Below are 23,723 nucleotides of genomic sequence, written 5' to 3' on the forward strand. Positions count from 1 at the left end.
CATTGCCCGCCCCCGGCTATCGGGTGCGCCAAGACAGACCCAAAAAGACTGACATGACTGCCCGATCTCTGGATGTATCGCCGGCCCAGACTGCTGAGCCGGCTTCCCACCCTGCCCACCCGCCCCGCAAGCTCGCCGGCGTTCCCCTGCCGGAACCCATCGCCTTCGAGGCCCCCTTCCCTAACCGCAAGACCATCCGTGGCTGGCTGATTCCGCTCGGCGAGCGCAGCGTGGCACGCGCGCTGACGCTGTTCGCGCTCGACTACGCGATCTTCGCCGCGGTGCTGGCCGGCGTGGTCCTGGCGCCGCAGTGGTGGGCCAAGCTCGGCCTCGGCGTGCTGCTGGGTCTGGTGATCGCCCGGCTGTTCATCATCGGCCACGATGCCTGCCACCAGAGCCTGACGGACCGCCGTGGCCTGAACAAATGGCTCGGCCGGCTGACGTTCCTGCCGTCGCTCACGCCCTACAGCCTGTGGGAAGTCGGCCACAACGTGGTCCACCATGGGTACACCAACCTCAAGGGCTTCGACTTCGTCTGGGCGCCCTACTCGCTGGAGGAATTCCGCGCGCTGCCGCGCTGGCGCCGGGTGATGGAGCGGGTCTACCGCAATGGCTTCGGCGCCGGACTCTATTACCTGATCGAGATCTGGTGGTTCAAGCTGTTCTTCCCGAGCAAGCGCCAGATGGCCACGCGCCGCGCGATCTTCATGTGGGACTGCACGCTGGTGGCCACCTTCGGCGCCATCTGGATCGGTGCGCTGGCCTGGCTGGCCGTGGCCACGGACCAGTCGGTCCTGGGGCTGGTCGGCGCCGGCTTCGTGCTGCCCTTCCTGATCTGGAACCTGACCGTGGGCTTCGTGCTGTATGTCCACCACACGCACACGAGCGTGGCGTGGTACGACACCAAGCCGATGTGGGCCAAGGCCCAGCCGTTCGTCTCGACCACCGTGCACCTGCGCTTCCGCTTCGGCATCGGCGCCGCGCTCCACCACATCATGGAGCACACCGCGCACCACGTGGACATGAGCGTGCCGCTGTACCGGCTCAAGCGCGCCCAGGCCCTGCTGGAGCATGCGCTGCCGGGCCGCATCATCATCGAGAACTTCTCGTGGCGCTGGTACTTCCGCACGGCGCGCCGCTGCAAGCTGTACGACTTCAAGGCCCTGTGCTGGACCGACTTCCGCGGCCGCCAGACCAGCGACAACTCGCCCGTGCCGGTCTGACCTGACCCGCATTTCCCAACAGCCATGCCAAAGGCGGTGGACAGTGTCCGCCGCCTTTTAGTACAATTACGACTTCCATTGGGGAGTAGCCGCCCTCGTCTCACCGCGCCGCGCAATGCGGCACACGGCAGACAGGGGCGTACGTCAACAGACTTGACCGTGGTGTCCAGCATCAACGGTTATGGCGTACGCAGCGCAGGACCCGAGCGGGCTTCGTGCCTGACTCCTATGTCCAACGCCTGGCGAGACCGATGACCATACCTTTCTGGCCGGGCCGGGAAAGGTGTGCGTCATTGGCATCTCGCGATGCGTGTGCGGCCCGGTATCAATCCTATAAGAATGGAATCGTTCCTCGTCTCCACAGGTATCGTCGCGCTCGCAGAAATGGGCGACAAGACGCAATTGCTGTCGCTCGTGCTGGCCGCACGCTATCGCAAACCCCTGCCGATCATCGCCGGCATCCTGATCGCCACCCTCGTCAACCATGGCTTCGCCGGCGCGCTCGGCGGCTGGATTACGCAGGTGCTCGGCGCCAACCTGCTGCGCTGGATCCTCGGCCTCGGCTTTATCGCCATGGCCGGCTGGATGCTGATTCCGGACAAGCTCGACGAGGCAGAGGAAGCCAAGCCGGCCAACGGTGCCCTGAGCATCCTCGGCACCACGATCGTCGCCTTCTTCTTCGCCGAAATGGGCGACAAGACGCAGATCGCCACTGTGGCCCTGGCAGCACGCTTCCATGGCGAAGTGCTGGCCGTCGTGGCAGGCACCACGTTCGGCATGATGCTGGCCAACGCGCCCGCCGTGCTGCTCGGCGACCGTTTCGCCAACCGGATGCCGATCGCCCTCGTGCACAAGATCGCCGCGGTGATCTTCCTCGTGCTCGGGTTGCTGGCGCTGTTCAACGTCGGCGGCCACTGAGACAAGCCAGAGTCGTCGCGCTATAAAAAAACGGGGCTTGCGCCCCGTTCAAACCCTCGCCGGTCCGGTACTGCCGGCCGCCGGGACTGCACAGCCCCGGACCGTCGATCACCGATGCCCGGTCAAATTCAGTTGGTGGTCTTGGCGCCGCCCTCGAACCACTGGCCCAGCAGCGCGCGCTCGTCTTCCGTGATCTGCGTGACGTTGCCCAGCGGCATGGCCTTCTGCTGCACCGCCTGCTGGTAGATCAGCTGCGCATGCGCCTTGATTTCGTCGACGGTATCGAGCTTGATGCCCTTGGCGGCAGTCGGCATCATCTTGGGCGCCTCCGCGTGGCACTGCACGCAGCGGGCGTTCACGATTTCCTGCACCTTGGCGAAGCTCACCGCGTTGGCGGCGTCGCCCGCGGCGTTGCTGGCCACTTGCGGACGCGGCTGCGGCGCAATCATCACCGCCACCACACCCAGCAGCGCCACCCCGGCAGCCGGCCACGCCACGTTGATCTTGCCCTTGTGCTTCAGGATGAAGAACTGGCGGATCAGCACGCCGGCCAGCATGATCAGGATCAGCACCAGCCAGTTCTGCTTGTGCGCGTACGTCATGCTGTAGTGGTTCGACAGCATCGCGAACAGCACCGGCAGCGTGAAGTAGGTGTTGTGCACGCTACGCTGCTTGCCGCGCTTGCCGTGGATCGGGTCCACCGGCTGGCCGGCCTTCAGCGCCGCCACGACCTTGCGCTGGCCCGGGATGATCCAGATCAGCACGTTGCCGCTCATGATCGTGGCGATCATCGCGCCGGTCAGCAGGAACGCCGCGCGGCCCGAGAAGATGTGGCAGGCCGCGTACGCCGCCACACCCACGAACACCGCCACCAGGATGCCCACCAGGCGGTCGCTCTTGCCGAACAGCCGGCAGATCGAGTCGTAGACCACCCAGCCGATGATCAGGTACGAGACCGCGAAGCCGACCGCCGCGCCGGGCGACATGTCGAACACGTTCTTGTCGATCAGGTAGGTGCTGGCGTTGAACAGGTACAGCACCACCAGCAGGCCGAAGCCGGTCATCCACGTGGAGTAGGACTCCCAATAGAACCAGTGCAGGTTCTCGGGCAGCGACTTGGGCGCGCTCATGTACTTCTGCGGGTTGTAGAACCCGCCGCCGTGCACGGCCCAAAGTTCGCCGCCGACGCCCTTCTCCTTCAGGGCCGGATCGCCGGGGGGCGTCAGGCTGTTGTCGAGCCAGACGAAATAGAACGAGGAACCGATCCACGCGATGGCCGTGATGACGTGCACCCAGCGCAACAGCATGTTGGCCCAGTCGAGAATGTAACCTTCCATGACTTGTCTCCTTTTCCCGTCCGCCTGGTACTCAGCTGCCGCGGTAGGTCGAGTACGACCACGGCGACACCAGCAGGGGCACGTGGTAGTGCGCAGCGGTGTCGGCAATGCCAAAGCGCAGCGTCACCACGTCGAGGAATGCCGGTTCGGGCAACTGCACGCCCTGGGCACGGAAATAGTCGCCGGCGCCGAACTCGAGTTCGTACACGCCTGCCACGAGCGCATCGCCTTCCAGCAGCGGCTGGTCGCAACGGCCATCGTGGTTGGTCACGAGGCGCTTGAGCGTCTCGCGGCGATTGTCGACAATTTTATGAAGGGTGACCGACATCGCCTTGCCGGGCGTGCCGGCGGCCGTGTCGAGAACGTGAGTGGTCAAGCGTCCCATCCTGTTCTTCCTTTGCGGGTGTGGGTTGTGAGGGGCGCCGCTGCCTTCACTAGCACCATTTGTGGGAATGATGCCCGCTCGGTACGTCATTTAACGCATCCCGGCGCTGGATTGGTGCGTGGCGACAATGCGCCCGCCCAACCCGGATGACAACTCGGGGATTTCCCGTACTTGTCGAAAACCTTCTCGGGTTTTGTTGACAATAGTGCTTGCATATCCAAATAATTGTCAACAATTTTTAGATCCACGCGATGACATGACCAGTATCAAGACGCCTGATGTCGGCTTGATACCCACTCGCCAGGATCGTTGCGCCTCCCGATCATCCCCTCTGTCTCCCTTGCGAGTGCCCTGGATGTCCAAGAATCTCAAACTGATTGCCGCCGTGGCCGAAGCCCAGTCCACCCCCTCCGACAACAAGCCAGCCCGCAAGGGCTCCGTGGAGGAGCGCATGTACCACGAGATCTACGACGCGATCATGGAGCACCGGCTGCCGCCCCGCACCAAGCTGACCGAGCATTCGCTTTGCGAGATCTATGCCACCGCGCGCCACACCGTGCGCAAGGTGCTCTCCCGGCTGGCCGCGGACGGCATGGTCGATCTCGAACCGAACCGGGGCGCCTTCATCGCCAGCCCGTCCACCGACGAGGCGCACGACATGTTCGAGCTGCGCCAGATGCTCGAGCGCGCCGTGCTGGAGAAGCTCGCCAGCCTGCCCAACGTCCGCACCGTGATCGCCCCGCTGCGCAAGATGGTGGAGTCCGAGCGGCAGGCCTTCCTGACGCATGAGCGCCCGCGCTGGATCCGGCTCTCGGCTGAATTCCACACCGCGCTGGCCGAGCTGTCCGGCAATGCCCTGCTGGTGACGATGATGCGCCGGCTGGTCTCGCGCACCACGCTGATGATCGCCAGCGTGGAGGCCCCCGGCCACAACGCGTGCTCGTTCGACGAACACGACGACATTCTCGACGCACTGGAACAGGGCGACGCCGCCCTCGCCCAGTCACGCATGGCGCACCACCTTGGCGCCTGCGCGGACCGCGTGCAGCCGGACGAACCCGGCAATTTCGATCTTCGCAGCGTGCTGGGCCGCTCCACCTAGCGCGATGTTCCCGCCGCCGGACAACAGCACACCCCTGTTGCCGATGCCAGGCCCACAAATCTCGACGCCCCCAACGCCCGCCAGAGGCACGGCGCGAGACCCTCATAACAACAAGAGGCCATGGACCCCGGCGCGCGTTCCCATCAAAACCAAAGGAGAGGAGACACACCCATGACTTCCGCAAGCACCACGGTCCCCACGGACCTCACCAACGAGCGGCTGCCCTCCGGGCGCCTGCTGGCGCTGGGCCTGCAACACGTGCTGGTGATGTACGCCGGCACCGTTGCCGTGCCCCTCATCGTCGGCGGGGCGCTCAAGCTGCCCAAGGACCAGTTGGCGTTCCTGATCAATGCCGACCTGTTCGCGGCCGGGCTCGCCACGCTGATCCAGGCCATCGGCTTCTGGAAGTTCGGTATCCGCATGCCCGTGATGATGGGCGTGACGTTTGCCTCGGTGGCGCCGATGATCGCCATCGGCAACGACCCCAACGTGGGCCTGCTCGGCATCTACGGCGCGGTGATCGCGTCAGGGGTGTTCGGCGTGCTGATTGCGCCGATGATGGGGCGCATGCTCGGGCTGTTTCCGCCCGTGGTGACCGGCACGGTGATCACGCTGATCGGGGTGTCGCTGATGCGGGTGGGCATCAACTGGGCCGGCGGCGGGCAGCCGACCACGCGCAGCGTGATCGACGGCGTGGTCAAGGACGTGCCCAACCTCGCCTACGGCGACCTCGGCAACCTGGCCATCGCCGGCCTGGTGCTGCTGGTGATCCTGCTGCTCTCGCGCTATGGCCGGGGGCTGATCGCCAACTGCGCGGTGCTGCTCGGCATCGTGATCGGCACGGTGGTGGCGGCCGCGTTCGGCAAGGTCTCGTTCGAGGGCCTGGGCGACGCCAGCTTCGTGGCCGTCATCACGCCGTTCCACTTCGGCATGCCGACGTTCGAGATCACGGCCATCCTGTCGATGTGCATCGTGATGCTGATCACGCTGGTGGAGTCCACCGGCATGTTCCTGGCCCTCTCCGACATCACCGGCCGCAAGCTGAGCCGCAACGACCTGACCGCCGGCCTGCGCGCCGACGGCCTGGGCACCGTGATCGGCGGCATCTTCAACACCTTCCCGTACACCTCGTTCTCGCAGAACGTGGGCCTGGTCACCGTGACCGGCGTGCGCTCGCGCTACGTGGCGGCGGCCGGCGGCGTGATCCTGATCGCGTTCGGCCTGTTCCCGAAGATGGCGCACATCGTGGCGTCGGTGCCCCAGTTCGTGCTCGGCGGCGCCGGCATCGTGATGTTCGGCATGGTGGCCGCATCGGGCATCCGCATCCTGGGTAGCTGCGACTTCACGCGCAACCGGCACAACCTGTTCATCGTGGCGATCTCCATCGGCTTCGGCATGATCCCGACGCTCTCGCCCACGCTGTTCCAGTACCTGCCCAAGTGGACCGATCCGTTCACGCATAGCGGCATCGTGCTGGGCACCATCGTCGCGGTCGTGCTGAACCTGTTCTTCAACGGCATGCAGTCCGCCGACGAGGCCATGCGCAACGCGGCGGCCAACTCCCACGGCACGGAGTGAGCCCGACAATCCTGATCCAACAATCGTATTCAACATTTTTGTCCGACAGTTCTTGACGGTATTTGGCACGCAACCATCGCTAAAACATGTCAACAACGCCGGACTCGCATGAGACGCCTCTGGCACGCGCTTTGCGTAAGTGAAGTCGCTTCAGCCAGGGGCGATGACAACAATCGAAACCTTCGCTCATGCGAGCAGCAGATTTCTCCTGAAGCAGACATATAAGAGATGACACACGATAACTATCCACGCGATCTCATCGGCTACGGCGCCCACCCGCCGCACGCCCGCTGGCCGGGCGGCGCGCGCATCGCGCTGCAGTTCGTGCTCAATTACGAGGAAGGCGGCGAGAACAACGTGCTGCACGGCGACGCCGGCTCCGAGCAGTTCCTGTCCGAGATCATCGGTGCCGCGGCCTATCCCGAGCGGCACATGAGCATGGAAGGCGTGTATGAGTACGGCTCGCGCGCCGGGGTCTGGCGCATCCTGCGCGAGTTCGAGCAGCGCAAGCTGCCGCTGACGATCTTCGGCGTGTCGATGGCGCTCCAGCGCCATCCTGAGCTGACGCGCGCGTTCGTCGAGCTGGGCCACGAGATCGCCTGCCACGGCTGGCGCTGGATTCACTACCAGAACATCGACGAAGCCACCGAGCGCGAGCACATGCGCATCGGGATGGAAATCATCAAGGAATTGACTGGCGAGATGCCGCTGGGCTGGTACACAGGCCGGGACAGCCCCAACACGCGCCGGCTGGTAGTGGAGCACGGCGGCCTGCTGTACGACGCCGACTACTACGGCGACGACCTGCCCTTCTGGACCGAGGTGGAAGTCACCGGCGGCGAGAAGAAGCCGCATCTGGTGGTGCCGTACACGCTCGACTCGAACGACATGCGCTTCGCCACGCCGCAGGGCTTCAACACGGGCGACCAGTTCTTCCAGTACCTGAAGGACGCGTTCGACGTGCTCTATACCGAGGGCGACCCCCAGGGCCAGGACCGTCCCAAGATGCTGTCGATCGGCATGCACTGCCGGCTGCTCGGCCGCCCGGGGCGCTTCCGCGCGCTGCAACGCTTCCTCGACTACGTGCAAGCGCACGACAAGGTATGGATCTGCCGGCGCGTGGACATCGCCCGACACTGGATCGAGACCCATCCGCACGGGAGCCAGGCATGAGCACGACCTACACCCTCGCCCAACTGAATGCGATGCCCGAGGCCGAATTCGTCGAAGTACTAGGCGGGATCTACGAGCATTCGCCCTGGTTCGCCGAGACGGCCGCACGGCAGCGCCCGTTCGCCGATGCCGCCGCGCTGGCCGCTGCGCTGCGCGCTGCCGTCGATGCCGCGGGCGAGGCCGCCCAACTCAAGCTGGTGCGCGCCCACCCGGAGCTGGCCGGCAAGGCCGCGGTGCGCGGCGAGCTGACTGCGGAATCCACGCGCGAGCAGGCCGGCGCGGGACTCGACCAATGCACGGCCGAGGAGTTCGAACGACTGCAGGCGCTCAACGCCGCCTACAACCAGAAGTTCGGCTTCCCGTTCATCCTGGCCGTTCGCGGCTATGACCGCCACGGCATCATCGACGCTTTTGCAAGCCGCCTCGAAAACCCGCCCGAGGTGGAGTTGCAAAGTTGCATCAATCAGATTCATCGCATTGCGCAGTTCCGGCTGAACGACTTAGTATCCGCGACTTAGTCGCCGCGTCACCCATCGCGCGGCAACTGGAGAAGAGAGAGAGAAAGATAGGCAGCAACGTTCGGCACACCAGAGAGACCCAGAAGGGTTCCGGCACACACAAGAAACGTTCTGAGCAGGCATCACAACCACGGAGGTCTTTACCATGCAGAAGCAGTACAACTACAAGCCGGCGTCCAAGCCGGCGATCAAGCTGGCGGCCGTCGCCGCCATGCTCTTTTCCGGCGCGGCCATGGCCCAGTCCAGCGTCACGCTGTACGGCCAGGCCGACATGTTCGTCGGTGGCGTCAAGAGCCCGGGCAACGGCGACCGGGCCTTTGTGGCCAATTCGGGCGGCATGCAGACGTCGTACTGGGGGATCAAGGGTGTCGAGGACCTGGGCATGGGCACCAAGGCCATCTTCGACCTGAACGGCTTCTTCCGCACCGACACCGGTTCGATGGGCCGCTTCAACGGCGACTCGATGTTCAGCCGCAATGCCTACGTCGGCCTGCAGAACAACACCTACGGCTCGGTCAAGCTCGGCCGCAACACCACGCCGTACTTCGTCTCGACGATCCTGTTCAACCCGCTCGTCGACTCGTACGTGTTCTCGCCGCAGATCTTCCACACGTACTTCACGGTCAACAACGGMCGGCTGTACGATCCGGGCATCATCGGCGATTCGGGCTGGAACAACTCGATCGTCTACTCCACGCCGACGTTCGGCGGCCTGACCGCCAACTTCATCTACAGCCTGGGTGAGTCGGCCGGCAACAACAGCAAGAACAAGTTCGGCGCCAACCTGACGTACTTCGCCGGCAACTTCGCCGCGACGGTGGCCTACCAGCAGGTCAAGTTCGACAGCACGCCGGGCGACCTGACCGGCTCCACCGGCAGCCCCAACAGCCCGTACATCCAGGGCTTCGACAAGCAGAACGCCGTGCAGGTCGGCCTGTCGTACGACTTCAAGGTCGTGAAGGTGTTCGCCCAGGGCCAGTACATCAAGAGCGACGTCAACGCCAACGTCAACGGCGACATCAAGCACATGGACGGCCAGGCCGGCGTCTCGGTGCCGGTGGGCGCGGGTAACGTGCTGGCGTCGTACGGCTACGTGAAGACGCTGAACGAAGTGGCCAGCTTCAAGCGCAACACGTTCGCGGTGGCCTACGACTACAACCTGTCGAAGCGCACCGACGTGTACGCCGCGTATTTCTACGACAAGATCACCGGCCTCGAGCACGGCGATACCTTTGGCGTGGGCATGCGCCACAAGTTCTGATCCAGGTCACCGGTCAGTAAGAGGCCGTTTCGGCGGCGATGCCGTCCAGCCAGGTGCTGGACGGCATTTTTTTTGGCCGCACACGGACGGTGCATCATGATGCACGCCCCATCGCGTCCTCATCGCGTCCTCGTTCCGGCTACCAGCGGCGATTGGCGCGATCGGGCCTTTCGGCCAAGCGAATCCTTGCAAAAATCCGCCTATAAATAGGTCAGGCTGGCGGCACTTTGCGAGGAACGACGCCTCATGAATCCGAATCAGATCGCCATCGAGAACGCAGCGGAAACACGCGAGCCCGTGCTCGATGTCGTCGATCGCGTGTCAGAGATGTTGTTTGGACTGTTCATGGCCCTGACGTTTGTGGGCGCCGTCTCCACTTCGGTCGGTCCAGACGCGGGGCACCTGATGCTACGCGCGGCCTTGGGCTGCAACCTTGCCTGGGGGCTCGTCGACGCGGTCATGTTCCTCGTGCGGACGCTGGCCAACCGCGGCCAGCGGATCAAGCTGGCGCTGGCGGTACAGCACGCCGCCGATCCCGCGGAAGCCGTGCGGATCATCCGCGACACGCTGCCGCCGGTGATGAGGACGCTGGTCGACGACGCCGAACTCGAAGCCATTCGCACCCGGCTGGCCGGCGCGACCACCCTGCCGTCGCGCCCCGCCCTCGACGCCGCCGACTGGCTTGGCGCGGTGCGCATTTTCTTCATCGTCGTGCTGTCGACGTTCCCGGTGGCACTGCCGTTCGTTCTGATCGACCACGTGCCGCTTGCGCTGCTGATCTCACGCGCGCTCTCGATGATCATGCTGTTCGTGGGTGGCATGGCGCTCGGGCACTATGCAGGCTTTGGCGCCATACGCGCTGGCATCGGCATGCTGGCGCTGGGTCTGGCGCTGACCATGGCGGTCATCGCACTGGGTGGCTGACATGGGCCCCCGATGCCGGGCGATAGTCGGCGGCGTCGGCATGGCAATGGCAATCGCCATGGCCTGCCAGGACGCGCATGCCGAAGCGGGGGAAAACGAGAAGGAAGCCGGCGGCCCGGAGAAAAGCCTCGCCGCCACGGCCTACTGGAACATACCGCGTCATGGCGAGCAGTATGTGACCGGCATCGTCGGCGCGAATGTTGGCGCGCTGCGTCTGGAGACGCGGGTCAACTACGAGGCGCGACGCGCAATGTCGGCCTTCGTCGGGTGGACGTTCGCCGGCGGCGAAGCCCTCACCTACTCCGCTACGCCGATCGTGGGCTGGGTCGGCGGCGACGTCCGAGGCCCGATCGGCGGCCTGGAGGCCAGTCTTGCCTGGCGGAAGTTCGATTACTACATCGAGATCGAATACGTGCATGACCAGCGCGAGCGCGAATCGAGCTACGTCTACGCGTGGAGCGAACTCGCCTATCGGCCGGCGGACTGGCTCCGGCTCGGCCTGGCGGTGCAGCGGACGCGCGCCTATCAGTCGGATCGCGACATTCAACGCGGCCCGTTTGCGCAGGTGACGTTCAAGCGGGTCACCGCGGGCGTGTACTGGTTCAATCCTGCATCGTCGGCGCAGGTGGTGGTGGTGTCGATGGGAATCGCGTTCTAGCGCAGCGGATGGCCAGGACGGCGGCGATTGCTGCGCTGCGGGATAGATGCCAGGATCGGAAGCCGACGCTCCATAGGCGGATTCAATTGGCGACTGCCCCGCCCGCTGCATAGATTAATTGTCCGGACTGTGGGCCGGACCACGAACCAGCGCGAATCCCGCGGCGAACCAAAGAGGTGACTCATGAGGCGCTATGCGAAGACCCGGTCGGAATTGATGGCTATCCTGAGCCAGTGCCTGGACAACAACCCTGAATGCGGCGAGGCGGAACTTCACGCGATGCGCGTGCACCAGCCGGACCATACGGGTTGCAACTGGAGCGCTGAGGTTGATTTTCGCGAGGATACCTTCGACGATTTGTCCCATCGCATGGCAGCGGCACGCTCGATCATCGTGGTAATGCGGGAGCAGTACAACGTGCTGCAATAGTGCAATCGCCCCGCCGACGCGCTGGCAACCCCGGCAGACGCTGCCAGCGCACCGACATGAAAAAACCGGGCCTGAGTTTCCTCAGGCCCGGTTTTTCTTTGGTACCGGCGGTTTCGGCAGGTAGCGCGGCTTAGCGCACCGCGCTCGACTCCGCGACGGCCACGGCCGTCATGTTGATGATACGCCGCGTGGTGGCCTGCGGGTTCAGGATGTGCACCGGCTTGGCCGCGCCCAGCAGGATCGGGCCCACCGTCACGCCCTGTCCGCCCGTGATCTTGAGCAGGTTGAAGGCGATGTTGGCGGCATCCAGCGTCGGCATGACCAGCAGGTTGGCGCTGCCGGCCAGCTTGGTGTTCGGCAGGAAGTGACGGCGCACGTCCTCGACCAGCGCGGCGTCGCCCTGCATCTCGCCTTCCACTTCCAGTTGCGGCGCCACCTTGGCCAGGATCGCGGCGGCGTCGCGCATCTTGCGTGCCGACGGGCGGTTCGACGAGCCGAACATCGAGTGCGACATCATCGCCACCTTCGGGTGCAGGCCGAAACGCTGGATTTCCTCGGCGGCCAGCTGCGTGATGGCGGCCAGTTCCTCGGCGGTCGGATCCTCGTTCACGAACGTGTCGGTGATGAACAGCGTGTACTTCTCGAGCATCAGCGCGTTCATCGCGGCGAACACCTTGGCGCCCGGCGCCAGGCCGATCACGTCGCGCACGTGCTCCAGGTGGGCTTCGAAGCGGCCCACGGTGCCGCACAGCAGTGCATCGGCATCGCCCATATGCATCAGCATGGTGCCGATCAGCGTGTTCGAGCGGCGCAGCGCCACCTTGGCCATGTCCGGCGTCACGCCATCGCGGCCGCGCAGCGTGTGGTAGGCCTCGTGATAGGCGCGGTAGCGCGGATCATCCTCGGGGTTGATCAGCTCGAAGTCCACGCCCGGGCGCAGGCGCAGGCCGGCCTTCTCGATGCGCATCTGGATCACGTGCGGACGGCCGATCAGGATCGGCTTGGCCAGGCCCTCGTCCACCACGCCCTGCACGGCGCGCAGCACGCGCTCTTCCTCGCCCTCGGCGTAGGCCACGCGCTTCGGCGCAGCCTTGGCGGCCGAGAACACCGGCTTCATGATCAGGCCGGTGTGGTAGACGTAGTGCGTCAGTTGCTGGCGATAGGCTTCCAGGTCCTGGATCGGACGCGTCGCCACGCCCGATTCCTCGGCGGCCTTCGCCACGGCCGGCGCGATCTTCTCGATCAGGCGCTGGTCGAACGGCGTCGGGATGATGTAGTCCGGGCCGAACTTCAGCTCACGGCCACCGTAGGCGGCGGCCACGGCGTCGTTCAGCTCGGCTTCGGCCAGCTCGGCAATCGCCTTTACGCAGGCCAGCTTCATTTCCTCGGTGATCTTCGTCGCGCCGCAGTCCAGCGCGCCACGGAAGATGTACGGGAAGCAAAGCACGTTGTTGACCTGGTTCGGATAGTCCGACCGACCCGTCGCGATAATGCAGTCCGGGCGCGCGGCCTTGGCCACTTCCGGGCGGATTTCCGGTTCCGGGTTCGCCAGCGCCAGGATGATGGGCTTGTTGGCCATGGTCTTGACCATCTCGCCGGTCAGCACGCCGGCGGTGGAGCAGCCCAGGAACACATCGGCGTTGTTGACGATGTCGGCCAGCGTGCGGTTGGACGTGTCCTGCGCGTAGCGGGCCTTGTTGACTTCCATGTTGGCGTCGCGGCCCACATAGATCACGCCCTTCGAGTCCACCACGGAGATGTTCTCGCGCTTCAGGCCCAGGCTCACCATGGTGTCCAGGCAGGCGATGGCAGCGGCGCCGGCGCCCGACACGGCCACCTTCACGCTGCCGATTTCCTTGCCCACCACCTTCAGGCCGTTCAGCAGCGCCGCGGCCGAGATGATGGCCGTACCGTGCTGGTCGTCGTGGAAGACGGGGATGTTCATGCGCTCGCGCAGCTTCTTCTCGATATAGAAGCACTCGGGCGCCTTGATGTCCTCGAGGTTCACACCGCCGAGCGTAGGCTCCAGCGCGGCAACGATCTCGACGATCTTGTCCGGGTCGCGGGCATCGAGTTCGATGTCGAACACGTCGATGCCGGCGAACTTCTTGAACAGGCAGCCCTTGCCTTCCATCACCGGCTTGCCGGCCAGCGGGCCGATGTCGCCCAGGCCCAGCACGGCGGTACCGTTGGTGATCACGGCCACGAGGTTGGCGCGCGAGGTGTACTCGGCGGCCATCGACGGATCCTTGGCGATCTCCTCGCAGGCGTAGGCCACGCCCGGCGAGTAGGCCAGCGACAGGTCGCGCTGGTTGGACAGCGCCTTGGTGGCGGTTACCTGGATCTTGCCCTTGGTCGGGCTGCGGTGATATTCCAGCGCGGCGAGACGCAACTGCGCTTCAGGGCTATTGGGGGCATGTTGCGGTGCATCACCGCTTGTCTTGCTGCTCATTTGCTCGTACCGGAAAAAATCGAGGAGCCATTCTAGCCCAGCCATTTCGCGGCTGGTTGCGCTTTGCCGCGTGCTGGCGGGGGTTTTTGCGCGATTCACGCGCAAAACTCCTTTTACCGCACGGTAGGCAATCGCCTTGTCTTATGGATGAACCAGCGCGCGTCCCATGCGCCGCGCCGGGGATTACTTCTTGTCCTTGTCGACTTCCAGCGTCACGCGCCGGGGCCGGCCGCTCTCGGACGGGAATTCGGTCAGCGCGCTGCGGATCATGTACGGCATCACGCCCGCCAGGCTGCCGCCCTCGGTGGTGTTGCGCGCCGTGATCTGGTACACGCGCTTGCCGCTCGCGGCGTCCTTGAAGAAGATGCGCAGGCTGGAGAACGTCACCGGCACGTCGCGCACCACGGTCTGCGGCGGCCAGTAGCCCGGATAACCCGGCCCCCAGCCCCACGGGCCGTAGGGCCGGTAGTAGCCGCCGTACGGGCCCCAGTACGGTCCCCACGGGCCGTACCAGGGATCGGAATAGTAGGTTTCGGCCACGCGCACCATGCCGGGCACGGCGCCGTAGTCCATGCTGACGAGGTAGCGCGCCTGCGCCGGCGGCTTCTGCTCGAAGCCCACGCCGGCCAGCGCGTCGGCCAGCCACGCCTGGTAGGTCTCATATTCGAGCTGGGAGTCCTGCGCGGAGAACTGCTGGGCCTGCGGCTGCTGGGCGGCGGGTTGCCCGGCCTGCCCGGCCGGCGCCGGCATCGGCGCACGCTCGAAGGCGTAGGTGCGCGGCGCGTCGTTCTGCCACCCGGCCTGCCGGAAGGCGGTGACCTCGGTGGTCACCGTGCTGGCGCAGCCAGCCAAACCCAATACCCCCAGCGCTCCAAGCGCCACCACGGCCCGTCGACCCATCCCTGCCACGGCATTCCACATCGCGATACCTCGTTCTTGTTCGTTCGTCCTACCAGACTTCAGACACGGGCGCTCTCCCGGAATTCCCCGCCGCCCTTGGCTACAATGGGGACTTCCGCGGAACCTCCGCACCGCCACCCGCCGTGGCGCCCGCCCCCGGTCACTCCGAAGACAGGATTCCCCATGCTGCGCACCGATACGCCCGTTACCGTCTATCGCAAGGACTATACTCCGCCCGCCTTCGCCATCGACCACGTCGACCTGGTGCTGGAGTTGGACCCGCAACGCACCGTCGTCGCCAGCACGCTGACCTTCCAGCGCGCGCCCGGCGCGGCCGGCGACGCCCCGCTGGTCATGGTCGGCGAAGCGCTGGAGCTGCTCGGCGTGACCCTCGACGGCCAGCCGTTCGCCAGCACGAAGGAAGACGCCGGCACGCTCACGCTGACCGGCCTGCCGGCGCAAGGCACGCTCGTCATTACCACTGCCTGCAATCCGGCGGCGAACACCACGCTGTCCGGCCTCTACGTCTCCAACGGCAACTTCTTCACCCAGTGCGAAGCCGAAGGCTTCCGCCGCATCACCTATTTCCTCGATCGCCCCGACGTGATGGCGACCTACCGCGTCACGCTGCGCGCCGACCGCGCCGCCAGTCCGGTGCTGCTCTCCAACGGCAACCTGCTGTCCGAGCGCGCCTTGCCCGATGGCCGCCACGAGGCCGTCTGGGAAGACCCGTTCCGCAAGCCGTCCTACCTGTTCGCGCTGGTGGCCGGCAAGCTGGCCTGCATCGAGGAACGCATCACCTCCGCATCGGGCAAGGAAAAGCTGCTGCAGGTCTGGGTGGAGCCGCAGGACCTCGACAAGACCCGCCACGCCATGGACTCCCTGATCCATGCCATCCGCTGGGACGAGCGCCGCTTCGGCCTGGAACTCGATCTCGACCGCTTCATGATCGTCGCCGTGAGCGACTTCAACATGGGCGCGATGGAGAACAAGGGCCTGAACATCTTCAATACGAAGTACGTGCTCGCCAATGCGCAGACGGCCACGGACGTGGACTTCGCCAATATCGAGTCGGTGGTGGGGCATGAGTACTTCCACAACTGGACCGGCAACCGCGTGACCTGCCGCGACTGGTTCCAGCTCTCGCTCAAGGAAGGGTTGACGGTGTTCCGCGACCAGGAGTTCTCGGCGGACATGATGGGCTCCGAGTCCGGCCGCGCGGTGAAGCGGATCGAGGACGTCCGCGTGCTGCGCCAGGTGCAGTTCCCCGAGGATGCCGGCCCGATGGCCCACCCGGTGCGCCCGGACAGCTACGAGGAAATCAACAACTTCTACACCGTCACGGTCTACGAGAAAGGCGCCGAAGTCGTGCGGATGTACCAGACCCTGCTGGGCCGCGACGGCTTCCGCAAGGGCATGGACCTGTACTTCCAGCGCCATGACGGCCAGGCCGTGGCCTGCGACGACTTCCGCGCCGCCATGGCCGACGCCAACGGCCGCGACCTGACCCAGTTCGGGCTCTGGTACAGCCAGGCCGGCACGCCGGTGGTCAGCGTGAAGACCGCGTGGGACGGCGCCGCCGGCACGCTGGCGCTGACGCTGACCCAGCGCTGCCCCAAGGTCGGCATCGAGACCCGCGCGGGCACGCCCGAGAAGCAGCCGTTCCACGTCCCGTTCGCGGTGGGCCTGATCGGTGCCGATGGCGCCGACCTGCCGCTGCACCTCGAAGGCGAGTCCGCCGGGGAAGCCACCCAGCGTGGCACCACCCGCGTGCTCGACTTCACGCAGGCCGAGCAGACCTTCCGCTTCACCGGGCTGCCGCGCGGCGACAAGGCGCCCCTGCCCTCGCTGCTGCGCGACTTCTCGGCGCCGGTCATCGTCGACTATGAATATTCCGATGCCGAACTGACCTTCCTGCTGGCCCACGACAGCGACGCCTTCAACCGCTGGGAAGCCGGCCAGCGCCTGGCCACGCGCGCGCTGCTGAAACTGGTGGGCGAGGTGCAGGCCGGCCGCGAACTGAAGCTCGATCCGGCGCTGGTGGCCGCCTTCCGCGCTGTGCTGACGGACGGCTCGCTGAGCCCGGCGTTCCGCGAGCAGGCGTTGATGCTGCCCGCCGAAGCCTATCTGGCCGAGCGGATGGGCGTGGCCGACCCGGCCGCGATTCACCATGCCCGCCTGTTCATGCGCGAGGGCCTGGCCAGCGCGCTGCAACGCGAGTGGCTGGCCGCATATGAAGCCAACGCCACTCCGGGGCCGTACAGCCCCGACGCGGACGCGATGGCCCGCCGCGCGCTGCGCAACCTCGCGCTTGGCTATCTGGCCGACAGCGGCGACGCCGCCATGCAGGCGCTGGCCGACACCCACTACCAGCAGGCCGACAACATGACCGACCGCGCCGCGGCGCTCTCGGCGCTGGTCAACAGCTTCGCGCCGGGCCGCGAGCACGCGCTGGCGGACTTCTACCAGCGCTTCGAGCAGGATGCGCTGGTCATCGACAAATGGTTCTCGCTCCAGGGCATGCAGCGTGGCGACGTGGGCCCGCACGCCGGCAAGCGCACCATCGACACCGTGCGCGCGCTGATGGACCATCCCGCCTTCAACCTGCGCAACCCGAACCGGGCGCGCTCGCTGATCTTCAGCTTCTGCTCGGGTAACCCGGCGCAGTTCCATGCCGAGGACGGCTCCGGCTACGAATTCTGGGCCGATCAGGTGCTGGCGCTGGACGCCATCAACCCGCAGGTGGCCGCCCGGCTGGCGCGGGTGATGGATCGCTGGCAGAAATACGCGCTGCCGCTGCGGGACCGCATGCGCGCCGCGCTGGAGCGCGTGGCGGCGTGCCAGACGCTCTCGCGCGACGTGCGGGAGATCGTCGGCAAGTCGCTGGCTGCCTGACCCCGGGGGTGAGGACGGAGCGGCAACCATTCGTAAAACTGCCATGTCCGTAGCGGCAGACATGTAGAATTGCGGCCATCGAAGGAGAACCACATGACACGCATCAGCCTCACCCGCTATCTGGTCGAGGAGCAGCGCAAGCACAACACGATCCAGCCGGAGCTCCGGCTGCTGATCGAGGTGGTGGCGCGCGCCTGCAAGGCCATTTCCAACGCCGTGAGCAAGGGCGCCCTCGCGGGCGTGCTCGGCTCGGCCGGCACCGGCAACGTGCAGGGCGAGACCCAGCAGAAGCTGGACGTCATCGCCAATGAAGTGCTGCTCGACGCCAACGAGTGGGGCGGCCACCTGGCGGCGATGGCCTCGGAGGAAATGGACTCGTTCTACGAGATCCCGAACCGCTATCCGAAGGGTGAGTACCTGCTGCTGTTCGATCCGCTCGACGGCTCGTCGAATATCGACGTGAACGTGTCGATCGGCACGATCTTCTCGGTACTGCACATGCCCAAGCCGGGCCAGACCGTGACCGAGCAGGACTTCCTGCAGCCGGGCACGCATCAGGTGGCGGCCGGCTATGCCGTGTACGGCCCGCAGACCACGCTGGTGCTGACGGTCGGCAACGGCGTGCACATGTTCACGCTGGACCGCGAGGCTGGCAGCTTCGTGCTGACCCAGTCGGACGTGCAGATTCCCGAAGACACCAAGGAATTTGCGATCAATATGTCGAACATGCGTCACTGGGCCCCGCCCGTGCGCGAGTACATCGACGAATGCCTGGCCGGCGAGGAAGGCCCGCGCGGCAAGAACTTCAACATGCGCTGGGTGGCGTCGATGGTGGCCGATGTGCACCGCATCCTGACCCGCGGCGGCGTGTTCCTCTATCCGTGGGACAAGCGCGAGCCGGAGAAGCCGGGCAAGCTGCGTCTGATGTACGAGGCCAACCCGATGGCGTTCCTGGTCGAACAGGCCGGCGGCGCGGCCACGAACGGCCACGACCGCATCCTGGACGTGCAGCCGACGCAGCTGCACCAGCGCGTGTCGGTGGTGCTCGGCTCGAAGAACGAGGTGGACCGCATCACGCGCGCCCACCGGGAAGCCGAAGGCAAGGCGTAAGCCAGTCCCTCTCTATATATAGGGGGATGCAGGACAAGACAGGGCGCTCCGGCGCCCTGTTTGCATATCAGCGCGGCACCTCGATGAGCCACTGCATGCGGAACGTGACCGACTCCCCGGGCGCCAGCGCGCGCAGGCCGGTGCCCTCCCAGCCCCGGGCGCACAGGTTGACGGCGTCAGCCACGTGCGAGACCGGCTCCAGGCAGACGAAGTCGCACCCGCCGGGCGCGTGGAGGATCAGGTGCTCGAGCGGCTCGGCGGCGCGCAGGGTCAGCGTGGCGCCATCCGCATGCCGCAGCGTGGCCTGGCGCTTCCAGCCGCTGTAGTAGACGGAGAGGTCCGAGTCGGGCAGATGGCGCTCGCGCAGGAAGGCCTCGCGCCGCCCGATGGCTGCGCGCCCGGTGGCCACCCCACCGCCGTCCGCCGGCCAGACGTGGGCCGCATCGAACTGGATGCGCATGCCGGGCGGGCGAGCGAAGAACGGATGGAAGCCGCCGCCCACCGGCATCGGCGTATCCCCCACGTTTCGGATGTCGAGCGCGGCGGCGAGGCCCGCCTCGTCCAGCACCAGCGACTGCCGCGCCAGCACGGCCCAGGGCCAGTCGGTGCCGGGCGGATGCTGGAGCGCCAGCGTGATCGCATTTTCTTGAGATTCCACCACCTGCCACGGCCGGACGTGCCCGAAGCCATGCATCGCGTGCGGCTGGCCCGGATGCGGCGGCAACTGGACCTCGCGCCCCTGCCAGCGGAAGCGGCCATCGCGGATGCGGTTCGAGTACGGCAGCAGCGGATAGCTGCCGGCCTTGGGCCAGGCGCGGGCCTCGAAGCCCTCGCACAGCGCCTCGGCCGGCATGGGTGCGAGCCAGTCGATGGCGGTGCCATCGGCGCGCGTGGTGGTCAGCGCGGCCATGCGGCCACCGGCGGCGGGCGCCACGGTCAGGACGTGGGCGCCCGCGCGCACGGTGTGCAGTGCGCCGGGGGTCAGCCAGCCGCTCACTTCAGCAGCAGGTCCGGCAGCCACATCGAGAACGCCGGCACGTAGGTGACCATCAGCAGGGCCGCCAGCAGCGCCCCGTAGAACGGCCAGATCGTCTTCATCACCTGCCCCACCGACACCCCGCCGATGGCGCAGCCAACGAACTGCGTGGTGCCCACGGGCGGTGTGTTCAGCCCCAGCGCGCAGTTGATCAGCATCATCATGCCGAACTGCACCGGCCCCATGCCGAAGTGCTGGCAGATCGGCAGGAAGATCGGCGTGCAGATCAGGATGGTCGCGGCCATGTCCAGGAAGGTGCCGAGGATGAACAGCATCACGTTCACCATCAGGAAGATCATCCACGGACTGGTGGACAGCGAACTCAGGAACTGCCCGGTCAGCTCGGCCACGCCATAGAGGCTGATCAGGTAGCCGAAGGTGCCGGAAATGCCGATCAGCAGCAGCACCACGCCGGTGGTCTTGACCGCCTTGGCCGCGGCCTTGACGAACTGCTCGCGCGTCAGCGAGCGGTAGACCAGCACAGTCAGCGCCAGCGCGTAGAGCACCGCCACCGCCGCCGATTCCGTCGCCGTGAACACGCCCGACAGGATGCCCACCAGGATCAGCACCACCACGAACAGCCCGGGCAGCGCCGCCGCCAGCGAGTGGCCGACGATGTCCCAGCCCGGGAACTTGCCGGCCGGATAGCCCCGGCTGCGCGCCACGAAGTAGGCGGCGGCCAGGTTGCAGATCGTCAGGATCAGCGCCGGCAGCACGCCGGCCAGGATCAGCGCGGCAATCGACACCTTCCCGCCCGCCGCCAGCGTGTAGATGATCATGTTGTGGCTGGTCGGCATCAGCGCGCCGACCAGCGCCGCGTGCGTGGTCACGTTGACCGCGTAGTCGGCGTGGTAGCCCTCGCGCTTCATCATCGGGATCATCACCGCGCCCATGGCCGACACATCGGCCACCGGCGAGCCGGAGACGCCCCCGAACAGCGTGCACGCCAGCACGTTCGACATGCCCAGCCCGCCGCGCACATGGCCGGCCATCGACTTGGCGAAGTTGACGATGCGGTCCGCGATGCCGCCGTACAGCATCAGCTCGCCGGCGAAAATGAAGAACGGGATGGCCAGGAACGAGAACGCGTTCATGCCCGAGGTCATCTGCTGGAACACCACGGCCAGCGGCAGGCCCTCGTACAGGATGGTGATGACCGCCGACAGCCCGATCGAGAACGCCACCGGCACGCCAAGGACCAGCAGGCCGAAGAAGCTGATGGAGAGAATGATCAGTGCCATGCCGGCTCCACTTCCGTGCCTTTCAGCACCGCAATGATGTGTTCGATCGAAAACAGCACGATCAGCGCGCCGGCGATCACCGGCGGCAGATAGCGCCAGCCCTCGGAGATGCCGAGGGTGGGCAGCTTGTAGTCCGCCACGGACAGCGCCAGCAGCGCGCAGTTGTAGGCCATGACCGCGCCGAACGTGCCGACCAGCACGTGGATCAGCAGCTCGATCTTGGTACGGATGCGTTCGGGCAGCAGCACCAGCAGGGACTCCAGGCCGATGTGGCCGGCGTCGCGCACGCCCACGGCCGTACCGAGCATCGTCACGTAGAGCACGAGCAGCATGGCGATGGTTTCGGCCCAGGTGGGCGTGTCGTTCAGCACGTAGCGGCCGAACACCTGCGTAAGCACGGCAAGGACCAGCAGCACGAGCCCGGTCACGCCCAGCGCCATGCAGGCGCGGGCCAGCGTGGCGCAGAAGCGGGTGTAGAAGTTGACGCCGGCGGGGCCAGCGGGGCTGGTGACAGGCGCCGGAGCGGGCCCCGGCGTGCCGTCCACCGGCGTGGCCGGGGTGGGGGAAGACGAAAGCATGATGGGGCCCTTACTTCGTATCCTGCGCGCGGCGCACGAGGTCCTTCATCTGGGCGCTGGTGATGAAGCGGTCGTAGACGGGCTTCATCGCGGCCTGGAACGAGGTCTTGTCGACGCTGATGATCTGCACGCCGGCGGCCTCCACCATCTTGCGCGACTTCAGCTCGCGCTCGTCCCACAGCTTGCGCATGTACGGCACCGAGTCCTTGGCGGCCTGGCGGACCATCGCCTGGTCATCCTTGGACATGCGGTCCCACATCACCTTCGAGAACAGCAGCATCTCGGGCGCCATGGAGTGCTCGGTCAGCGAGTAGTACTTGGCGACCTCGAACTGGCGCGAGCTTTCGTAGCTGGGCCAGTTGTTCTCGGCGCCATCGACCAGGCCGGTCTTCAGCGCGGTGTAGACCTCGCCCCACGGCATCGGCGTGGCGTTGGCGTGCATCGCCTCCAGCAGCGAGACCCAGAGGTCCGACTGCTGCACGCGGATCTTCATGCCCTTGGCATCGGCCAGCGTGCGGATCGGGCGCTTGGTGGTGTACATCGAGCGCGAGCCGCTGTCATACCAGGCCAGGCCGATAAAGCCGTTCTTCTCGCACGACTTCAGGATGTCGTCGCCGATCGGGCCGTCCAGCACGTGGCGCATGTGGTCGGTAGAGCGGAACAGGAACGGCATCGTCGGGACGATGGTCGCCTCGCAGATGTTGTTCATGGCCGCCGAGTTCACGCGGACCATCGAGAGCGCGCCGATCTTGGTCTGCTCGATCGCATCCTTCTCGCTGCCAAGCGAACCCTGCGCGAACACCTTGACCGTCAGCCGGCCATTGGAACGCTGCTTGAGCAACTCGCCCATGTGGCGCACGGCCTGCACGGTCGGGTAGTCCTCGGGGTGGATGTCAGCCGAGCGCATGTCCGCGGCCTGCGCGGCCATCGGCATCGCCACGGTGGCCAAGGTGGCAGCAGCGGCGGCCATGGCGGCCATCAGGGCGCCCAGGCGGACGCGCGGGCGTTGGGTAGAAAACATGAAGTGCCTCCGGATTTGTAGTTTTTCGATCAAGACTTCAAGACTTGGGGCTTGCGGGCAAGCAATGCGGTGATACGGCAATACGGGTGTCAGGCGCGCAGCGTGGGCTCCTCGAGGCCGCGCACGCCCGGTTGCAGCGCGAACACCGCGCCCGAGAGCGGATCGGTGTCATCGGTGCGGATCGACGTGACATAGAGGGTGTCCAGCCCGGCCCCGCCAAACGCGCACATCGCCGGCTTGGCCACGGGCACCGCCAGCGACCGGTCCAGCCGGCCATCGGGCGTGAAACGGTGGACCTGCCCGGCGTCGTTGCCGCAGATCCAGTAGCCGCCCTCGGCATCCACGGCGGCGCCGTCGGGGCGGCCCGGGTAGCGGTTCATGTCGATGAACAGGCGCGGGTTGGTCGGCGTGCCGGTGTCGGTGTCGTAGTCGTACGCCCACACGGCCTGCCGCGCGGGGTGCGAATCGGACAGATACATCGTGCGGCCATCGGGGCTGAAGGCGAGCCCGTTGGGGGTGATCAATTCGTCACGCATGACGTCCAGTGCGCCGGTGGCGGGGTCATGGCGATAGAGCTTGCCGTCGGGCGCGGCCAGCGACATGTCCATGACCATCGTGCCGGCCCAGAAGCGGCCTTGGCGGTCACAGCGGCCATCGTTGAAACGCATGCCGGCGCGCGCATGCGCCACCGTGGCCACGCGTTGCAGCGACGGTGTGGCCTGCCCCGGCACCAGCCGGGCCACACGGAACAGCCCGGTCTCCATCGCCAGCAGCCAGCCGCCGTCCGGCGTCATCGCCATGCAGCCGGCCATCTCGGGCAGGCTCCAGTGGTCGGTCTGCCCGCTGGCCGGGTCGTATCGCCACAGCGTGCGGCCGGGAATATCGGTCCAGTACAGCGCGGCCTCGGCGGCGTGCCAGACGGGGCTCTCGCCCACGCCGCAGCGCATGTCGCCGATGCGTTCGATCGGGGTGACTTGCGAAACT

At 66.3% G+C, this 23,723-nt stretch carries 21 protein-coding genes and 1 riboswitch; of the genes, 12 read left to right on the plus strand and 9 right to left on the minus strand.

Annotation, left to right across the window (positions count from 1 at the left end; all coding sequences use genetic code 11):
* The first annotated feature begins 53 nt into the window (after positions 1-53).
* Positions 54-1,223 carry a fatty acid desaturase gene (locus tag AC1DP9_RS06200; protein WP_092292321.1) on the plus strand — a complete coding sequence of 390 codons (1,170 nt, stop codon included), beginning with the start codon at positions 54-56 and terminating at the stop codon, positions 1,221-1,223.
* 68 nt (positions 1,224-1,291) lie between these two features.
* A riboswitch (yybP-ykoY riboswitch) is annotated at positions 1,292-1,499 on the plus strand.
* 63 nt (positions 1,500-1,562) lie between these two features.
* Positions 1,563-2,141 (plus strand): TMEM165/GDT1 family protein, encoded by a 579-nt coding sequence (locus tag AC1DP9_RS06205; RefSeq protein ID WP_092292319.1) that lies wholly within the window; start codon positions 1,563-1,565, stop codon positions 2,139-2,141.
* Positions 2,142-2,269: 128 nt separating this feature from the next.
* On the opposite strand, the gene AC1DP9_RS06210 is transcribed toward AC1DP9_RS06205, so the two are convergent.
* Together AC1DP9_RS06210 and uraH are read right to left on the minus strand one after the other, a co-directional pair.
* Positions 2,270-3,478 carry a urate hydroxylase PuuD gene (locus tag AC1DP9_RS06210; RefSeq protein WP_454756904.1) on the minus strand — a complete coding sequence of 403 codons (1,209 nt, stop codon included), beginning with the start codon at positions 3,476-3,478 and terminating at the stop codon, positions 2,270-2,272.
* 31 nt (positions 3,479-3,509) lie between these two features.
* Entirely contained in the window at positions 3,510-3,863 is a 354-nt protein-coding gene (gene uraH / locus AC1DP9_RS06215) for a hydroxyisourate hydrolase (RefSeq protein WP_092292315.1), read from the minus strand.
* A gap of 355 nt (positions 3,864-4,218) precedes the next feature.
* On the opposite strand from uraH, the gene AC1DP9_RS06220 reads away from it, so the two are divergent.
* From AC1DP9_RS06220 to AC1DP9_RS06255, 8 genes are all read left to right on the plus strand, one after another.
* Positions 4,219-4,965 (plus strand): GntR family transcriptional regulator, encoded by a 747-nt coding sequence (locus AC1DP9_RS06220; RefSeq protein WP_441591938.1) that lies wholly within the window; start codon positions 4,219-4,221, stop codon positions 4,963-4,965.
* 171 nt (positions 4,966-5,136) lie between these two features.
* Positions 5,137-6,543, plus strand: coding sequence for a nucleobase:cation symporter-2 family protein (locus tag AC1DP9_RS06225; protein ID WP_092292311.1), 1,407 nt, complete (start codon positions 5,137-5,139; stop codon positions 6,541-6,543).
* A gap of 228 nt (positions 6,544-6,771) precedes the next feature.
* Positions 6,772-7,716 carry an allantoinase PuuE gene (puuE, locus tag AC1DP9_RS06230; protein ID WP_477105065.1) on the plus strand — a complete coding sequence of 315 codons (945 nt, stop codon included), beginning with the start codon at positions 6,772-6,774 and terminating at the stop codon, positions 7,714-7,716.
* A complete protein-coding gene (gene uraD, locus AC1DP9_RS06235; protein ID WP_477106862.1) occupies positions 7,713-8,234 on the plus strand; it encodes a 2-oxo-4-hydroxy-4-carboxy-5-ureidoimidazoline decarboxylase in 522 nt (173 codons plus the stop codon). The genes puuE and uraD overlap by 4 nt, the downstream gene beginning before the upstream one ends.
* A 145-nt stretch (positions 8,235-8,379) precedes the next feature.
* Positions 8,380-9,495: a porin gene (locus AC1DP9_RS06240; protein WP_092292305.1), complete on the plus strand. Its 1,116-nt coding sequence runs from the start codon at positions 8,380-8,382 to the stop codon at positions 9,493-9,495.
* Between the two features lie 246 nt (positions 9,496-9,741).
* A complete protein-coding gene (locus AC1DP9_RS06245) occupies positions 9,742-10,419 on the plus strand; it encodes a VIT1/CCC1 transporter family protein (protein ID WP_092292303.1) in 678 nt (225 codons plus the stop codon).
* 40 nt (positions 10,420-10,459) lie between these two features.
* A complete protein-coding gene (locus AC1DP9_RS06250) occupies positions 10,460-11,077 on the plus strand; it encodes a hypothetical protein (protein WP_255370738.1) in 618 nt (205 codons plus the stop codon).
* 183 nt (positions 11,078-11,260) lie between these two features.
* Positions 11,261-11,506 (plus strand): hypothetical protein, encoded by a 246-nt coding sequence (locus tag AC1DP9_RS06255; protein WP_092292299.1) that lies wholly within the window; start codon positions 11,261-11,263, stop codon positions 11,504-11,506.
* A 130-nt stretch (positions 11,507-11,636) separates the two neighbouring features.
* Here the strand turns inward: AC1DP9_RS06255 and AC1DP9_RS06260 are convergent, their stop codons facing one another.
* Together AC1DP9_RS06260 and AC1DP9_RS06265 are read right to left on the minus strand one after the other, a co-directional pair.
* Positions 11,637-13,958 carry an NADP-dependent malic enzyme gene (locus AC1DP9_RS06260; RefSeq protein ID WP_477106863.1) on the minus strand — a complete coding sequence of 774 codons (2,322 nt, stop codon included), beginning with the start codon at positions 13,956-13,958 and terminating at the stop codon, positions 11,637-11,639.
* A gap of 183 nt (positions 13,959-14,141) precedes the next feature.
* The gene (locus AC1DP9_RS06265) at positions 14,142-14,858 is read right to left on the minus strand and encodes a DUF4136 domain-containing protein (protein WP_441643855.1); all 717 of its coding nucleotides are present in this window, start codon (positions 14,856-14,858) and stop codon (positions 14,142-14,144) included.
* A gap of 183 nt (positions 14,859-15,041) precedes the next feature.
* On the opposite strand from AC1DP9_RS06265, the gene pepN reads away from it, so the two are divergent.
* Together pepN and AC1DP9_RS06275 are read left to right on the plus strand one after the other, a co-directional pair.
* Positions 15,042-17,753: an aminopeptidase N gene (gene pepN / locus AC1DP9_RS06270; RefSeq protein ID WP_477106864.1), complete on the plus strand. Its 2,712-nt coding sequence runs from the start codon at positions 15,042-15,044 to the stop codon at positions 17,751-17,753.
* 93 nt (positions 17,754-17,846) lie between these two features.
* Positions 17,847-18,863 (plus strand): class 1 fructose-bisphosphatase, encoded by a 1,017-nt coding sequence (locus AC1DP9_RS06275; RefSeq protein WP_092292291.1) that lies wholly within the window; start codon positions 17,847-17,849, stop codon positions 18,861-18,863.
* 67 nt (positions 18,864-18,930) lie between these two features.
* Here AC1DP9_RS06275 and AC1DP9_RS06280 read toward each other — a convergent pair whose 3' ends face one another.
* The 5 genes from AC1DP9_RS06280 to AC1DP9_RS06300 all read right to left on the minus strand — a co-directional run bounded on the left by AC1DP9_RS06280 (position 18,931) and on the right by AC1DP9_RS06300 (position 23,686).
* Positions 18,931-19,884: an aldose 1-epimerase gene (locus tag AC1DP9_RS06280; protein WP_477106865.1), complete on the minus strand. Its 954-nt coding sequence runs from the start codon at positions 19,882-19,884 to the stop codon at positions 18,931-18,933.
* Entirely contained in the window at positions 19,857-21,140 is a 1,284-nt protein-coding gene (locus AC1DP9_RS06285; protein WP_092292289.1) for a TRAP transporter large permease, read from the minus strand. The genes AC1DP9_RS06280 and AC1DP9_RS06285 overlap by 28 nt, the downstream gene beginning before the upstream one ends.
* Complete coding sequence (locus AC1DP9_RS06290) at positions 21,131-21,580, minus strand: TRAP transporter small permease (protein ID WP_092293275.1); 450 nt, start codon at positions 21,578-21,580, stop codon at positions 21,131-21,133. The genes AC1DP9_RS06285 and AC1DP9_RS06290 overlap by 10 nt, the downstream gene beginning before the upstream one ends.
* A gap of 148 nt (positions 21,581-21,728) precedes the next feature.
* Positions 21,729-22,697: a TRAP transporter substrate-binding protein gene (locus AC1DP9_RS06295; RefSeq protein ID WP_369823397.1), complete on the minus strand. Its 969-nt coding sequence runs from the start codon at positions 22,695-22,697 to the stop codon at positions 21,729-21,731.
* 131 nt (positions 22,698-22,828) lie between these two features.
* The gene (locus tag AC1DP9_RS06300; protein ID WP_441592172.1) at positions 22,829-23,686 is read right to left on the minus strand and encodes an SMP-30/gluconolactonase/LRE family protein; all 858 of its coding nucleotides are present in this window, start codon (positions 23,684-23,686) and stop codon (positions 22,829-22,831) included.
* Between the last annotated feature and the right edge of the window lie 37 nt (positions 23,687-23,723).

Source organism: Cupriavidus sp. 01L43, assembly GCF_056399925.1.

Coding starts and splice junctions, on each gene's coding strand:
- AC1DP9_RS06200 (WP_092292321.1), top strand. CDS start 54: ATGACTGCCCGATCTCTGGATGTATCGCCGGCCCAGACTGCTGAGCCG.
- AC1DP9_RS06205 (WP_092292319.1), top strand. CDS start 1,563: ATGGAATCGTTCCTCGTCTCCACAGGTATCGTCGCGCTCGCAGAAATG.
- AC1DP9_RS06210 (WP_454756904.1), bottom strand. CDS start 3,478: ATGGAAGGTTACATTCTCGACTGGGCCAACATGCTGTTGCGCTGGGTG.
- uraH (WP_092292315.1), bottom strand. CDS start 3,863: ATGGGACGCTTGACCACTCACGTTCTCGACACGGCCGCCGGCACGCCC.
- AC1DP9_RS06220 (WP_441591938.1), top strand. CDS start 4,219: ATGTCCAAGAATCTCAAACTGATTGCCGCCGTGGCCGAAGCCCAGTCC.
- AC1DP9_RS06225 (WP_092292311.1), top strand. CDS start 5,137: ATGACTTCCGCAAGCACCACGGTCCCCACGGACCTCACCAACGAGCGG.
- puuE (WP_477105065.1), top strand. CDS start 6,772: ATGACACACGATAACTATCCACGCGATCTCATCGGCTACGGCGCCCAC.
- uraD (WP_477106862.1), top strand. CDS start 7,713: ATGAGCACGACCTACACCCTCGCCCAACTGAATGCGATGCCCGAGGCC.
- AC1DP9_RS06245 (WP_092292303.1), top strand. CDS start 9,742: ATGAATCCGAATCAGATCGCCATCGAGAACGCAGCGGAAACACGCGAG.
- AC1DP9_RS06250 (WP_255370738.1), top strand. CDS start 10,460: ATGGCAATGGCAATCGCCATGGCCTGCCAGGACGCGCATGCCGAAGCG.
- AC1DP9_RS06255 (WP_092292299.1), top strand. CDS start 11,261: ATGAGGCGCTATGCGAAGACCCGGTCGGAATTGATGGCTATCCTGAGC.
- AC1DP9_RS06260 (WP_477106863.1), bottom strand. CDS start 13,958: ATGAGCAGCAAGACAAGCGGTGATGCACCGCAACATGCCCCCAATAGC.
- AC1DP9_RS06265 (WP_441643855.1), bottom strand. CDS start 14,858: ATGGGTCGACGGGCCGTGGTGGCGCTTGGAGCGCTGGGGGTATTGGGT.
- pepN (WP_477106864.1), top strand. CDS start 15,042: ATGCTGCGCACCGATACGCCCGTTACCGTCTATCGCAAGGACTATACT.
- AC1DP9_RS06275 (WP_092292291.1), top strand. CDS start 17,847: ATGACACGCATCAGCCTCACCCGCTATCTGGTCGAGGAGCAGCGCAAG.
- AC1DP9_RS06285 (WP_092292289.1), bottom strand. CDS start 21,140: ATGGCACTGATCATTCTCTCCATCAGCTTCTTCGGCCTGCTGGTCCTT.
- AC1DP9_RS06290 (WP_092293275.1), bottom strand. CDS start 21,580: ATGGCGCTGGGCGTGACCGGGCTCGTGCTGCTGGTCCTTGCCGTGCTT.
- AC1DP9_RS06295 (WP_369823397.1), bottom strand. CDS start 22,697: ATGGCCGCCATGGCCGCCGCTGCTGCCACCTTGGCCACCGTGGCGATG.
- AC1DP9_RS06300 (WP_441592172.1), bottom strand. CDS start 23,686: ATGCGCTGCGGCGTGGGCGAGAGCCCCGTCTGGCACGCCGCCGAGGCC.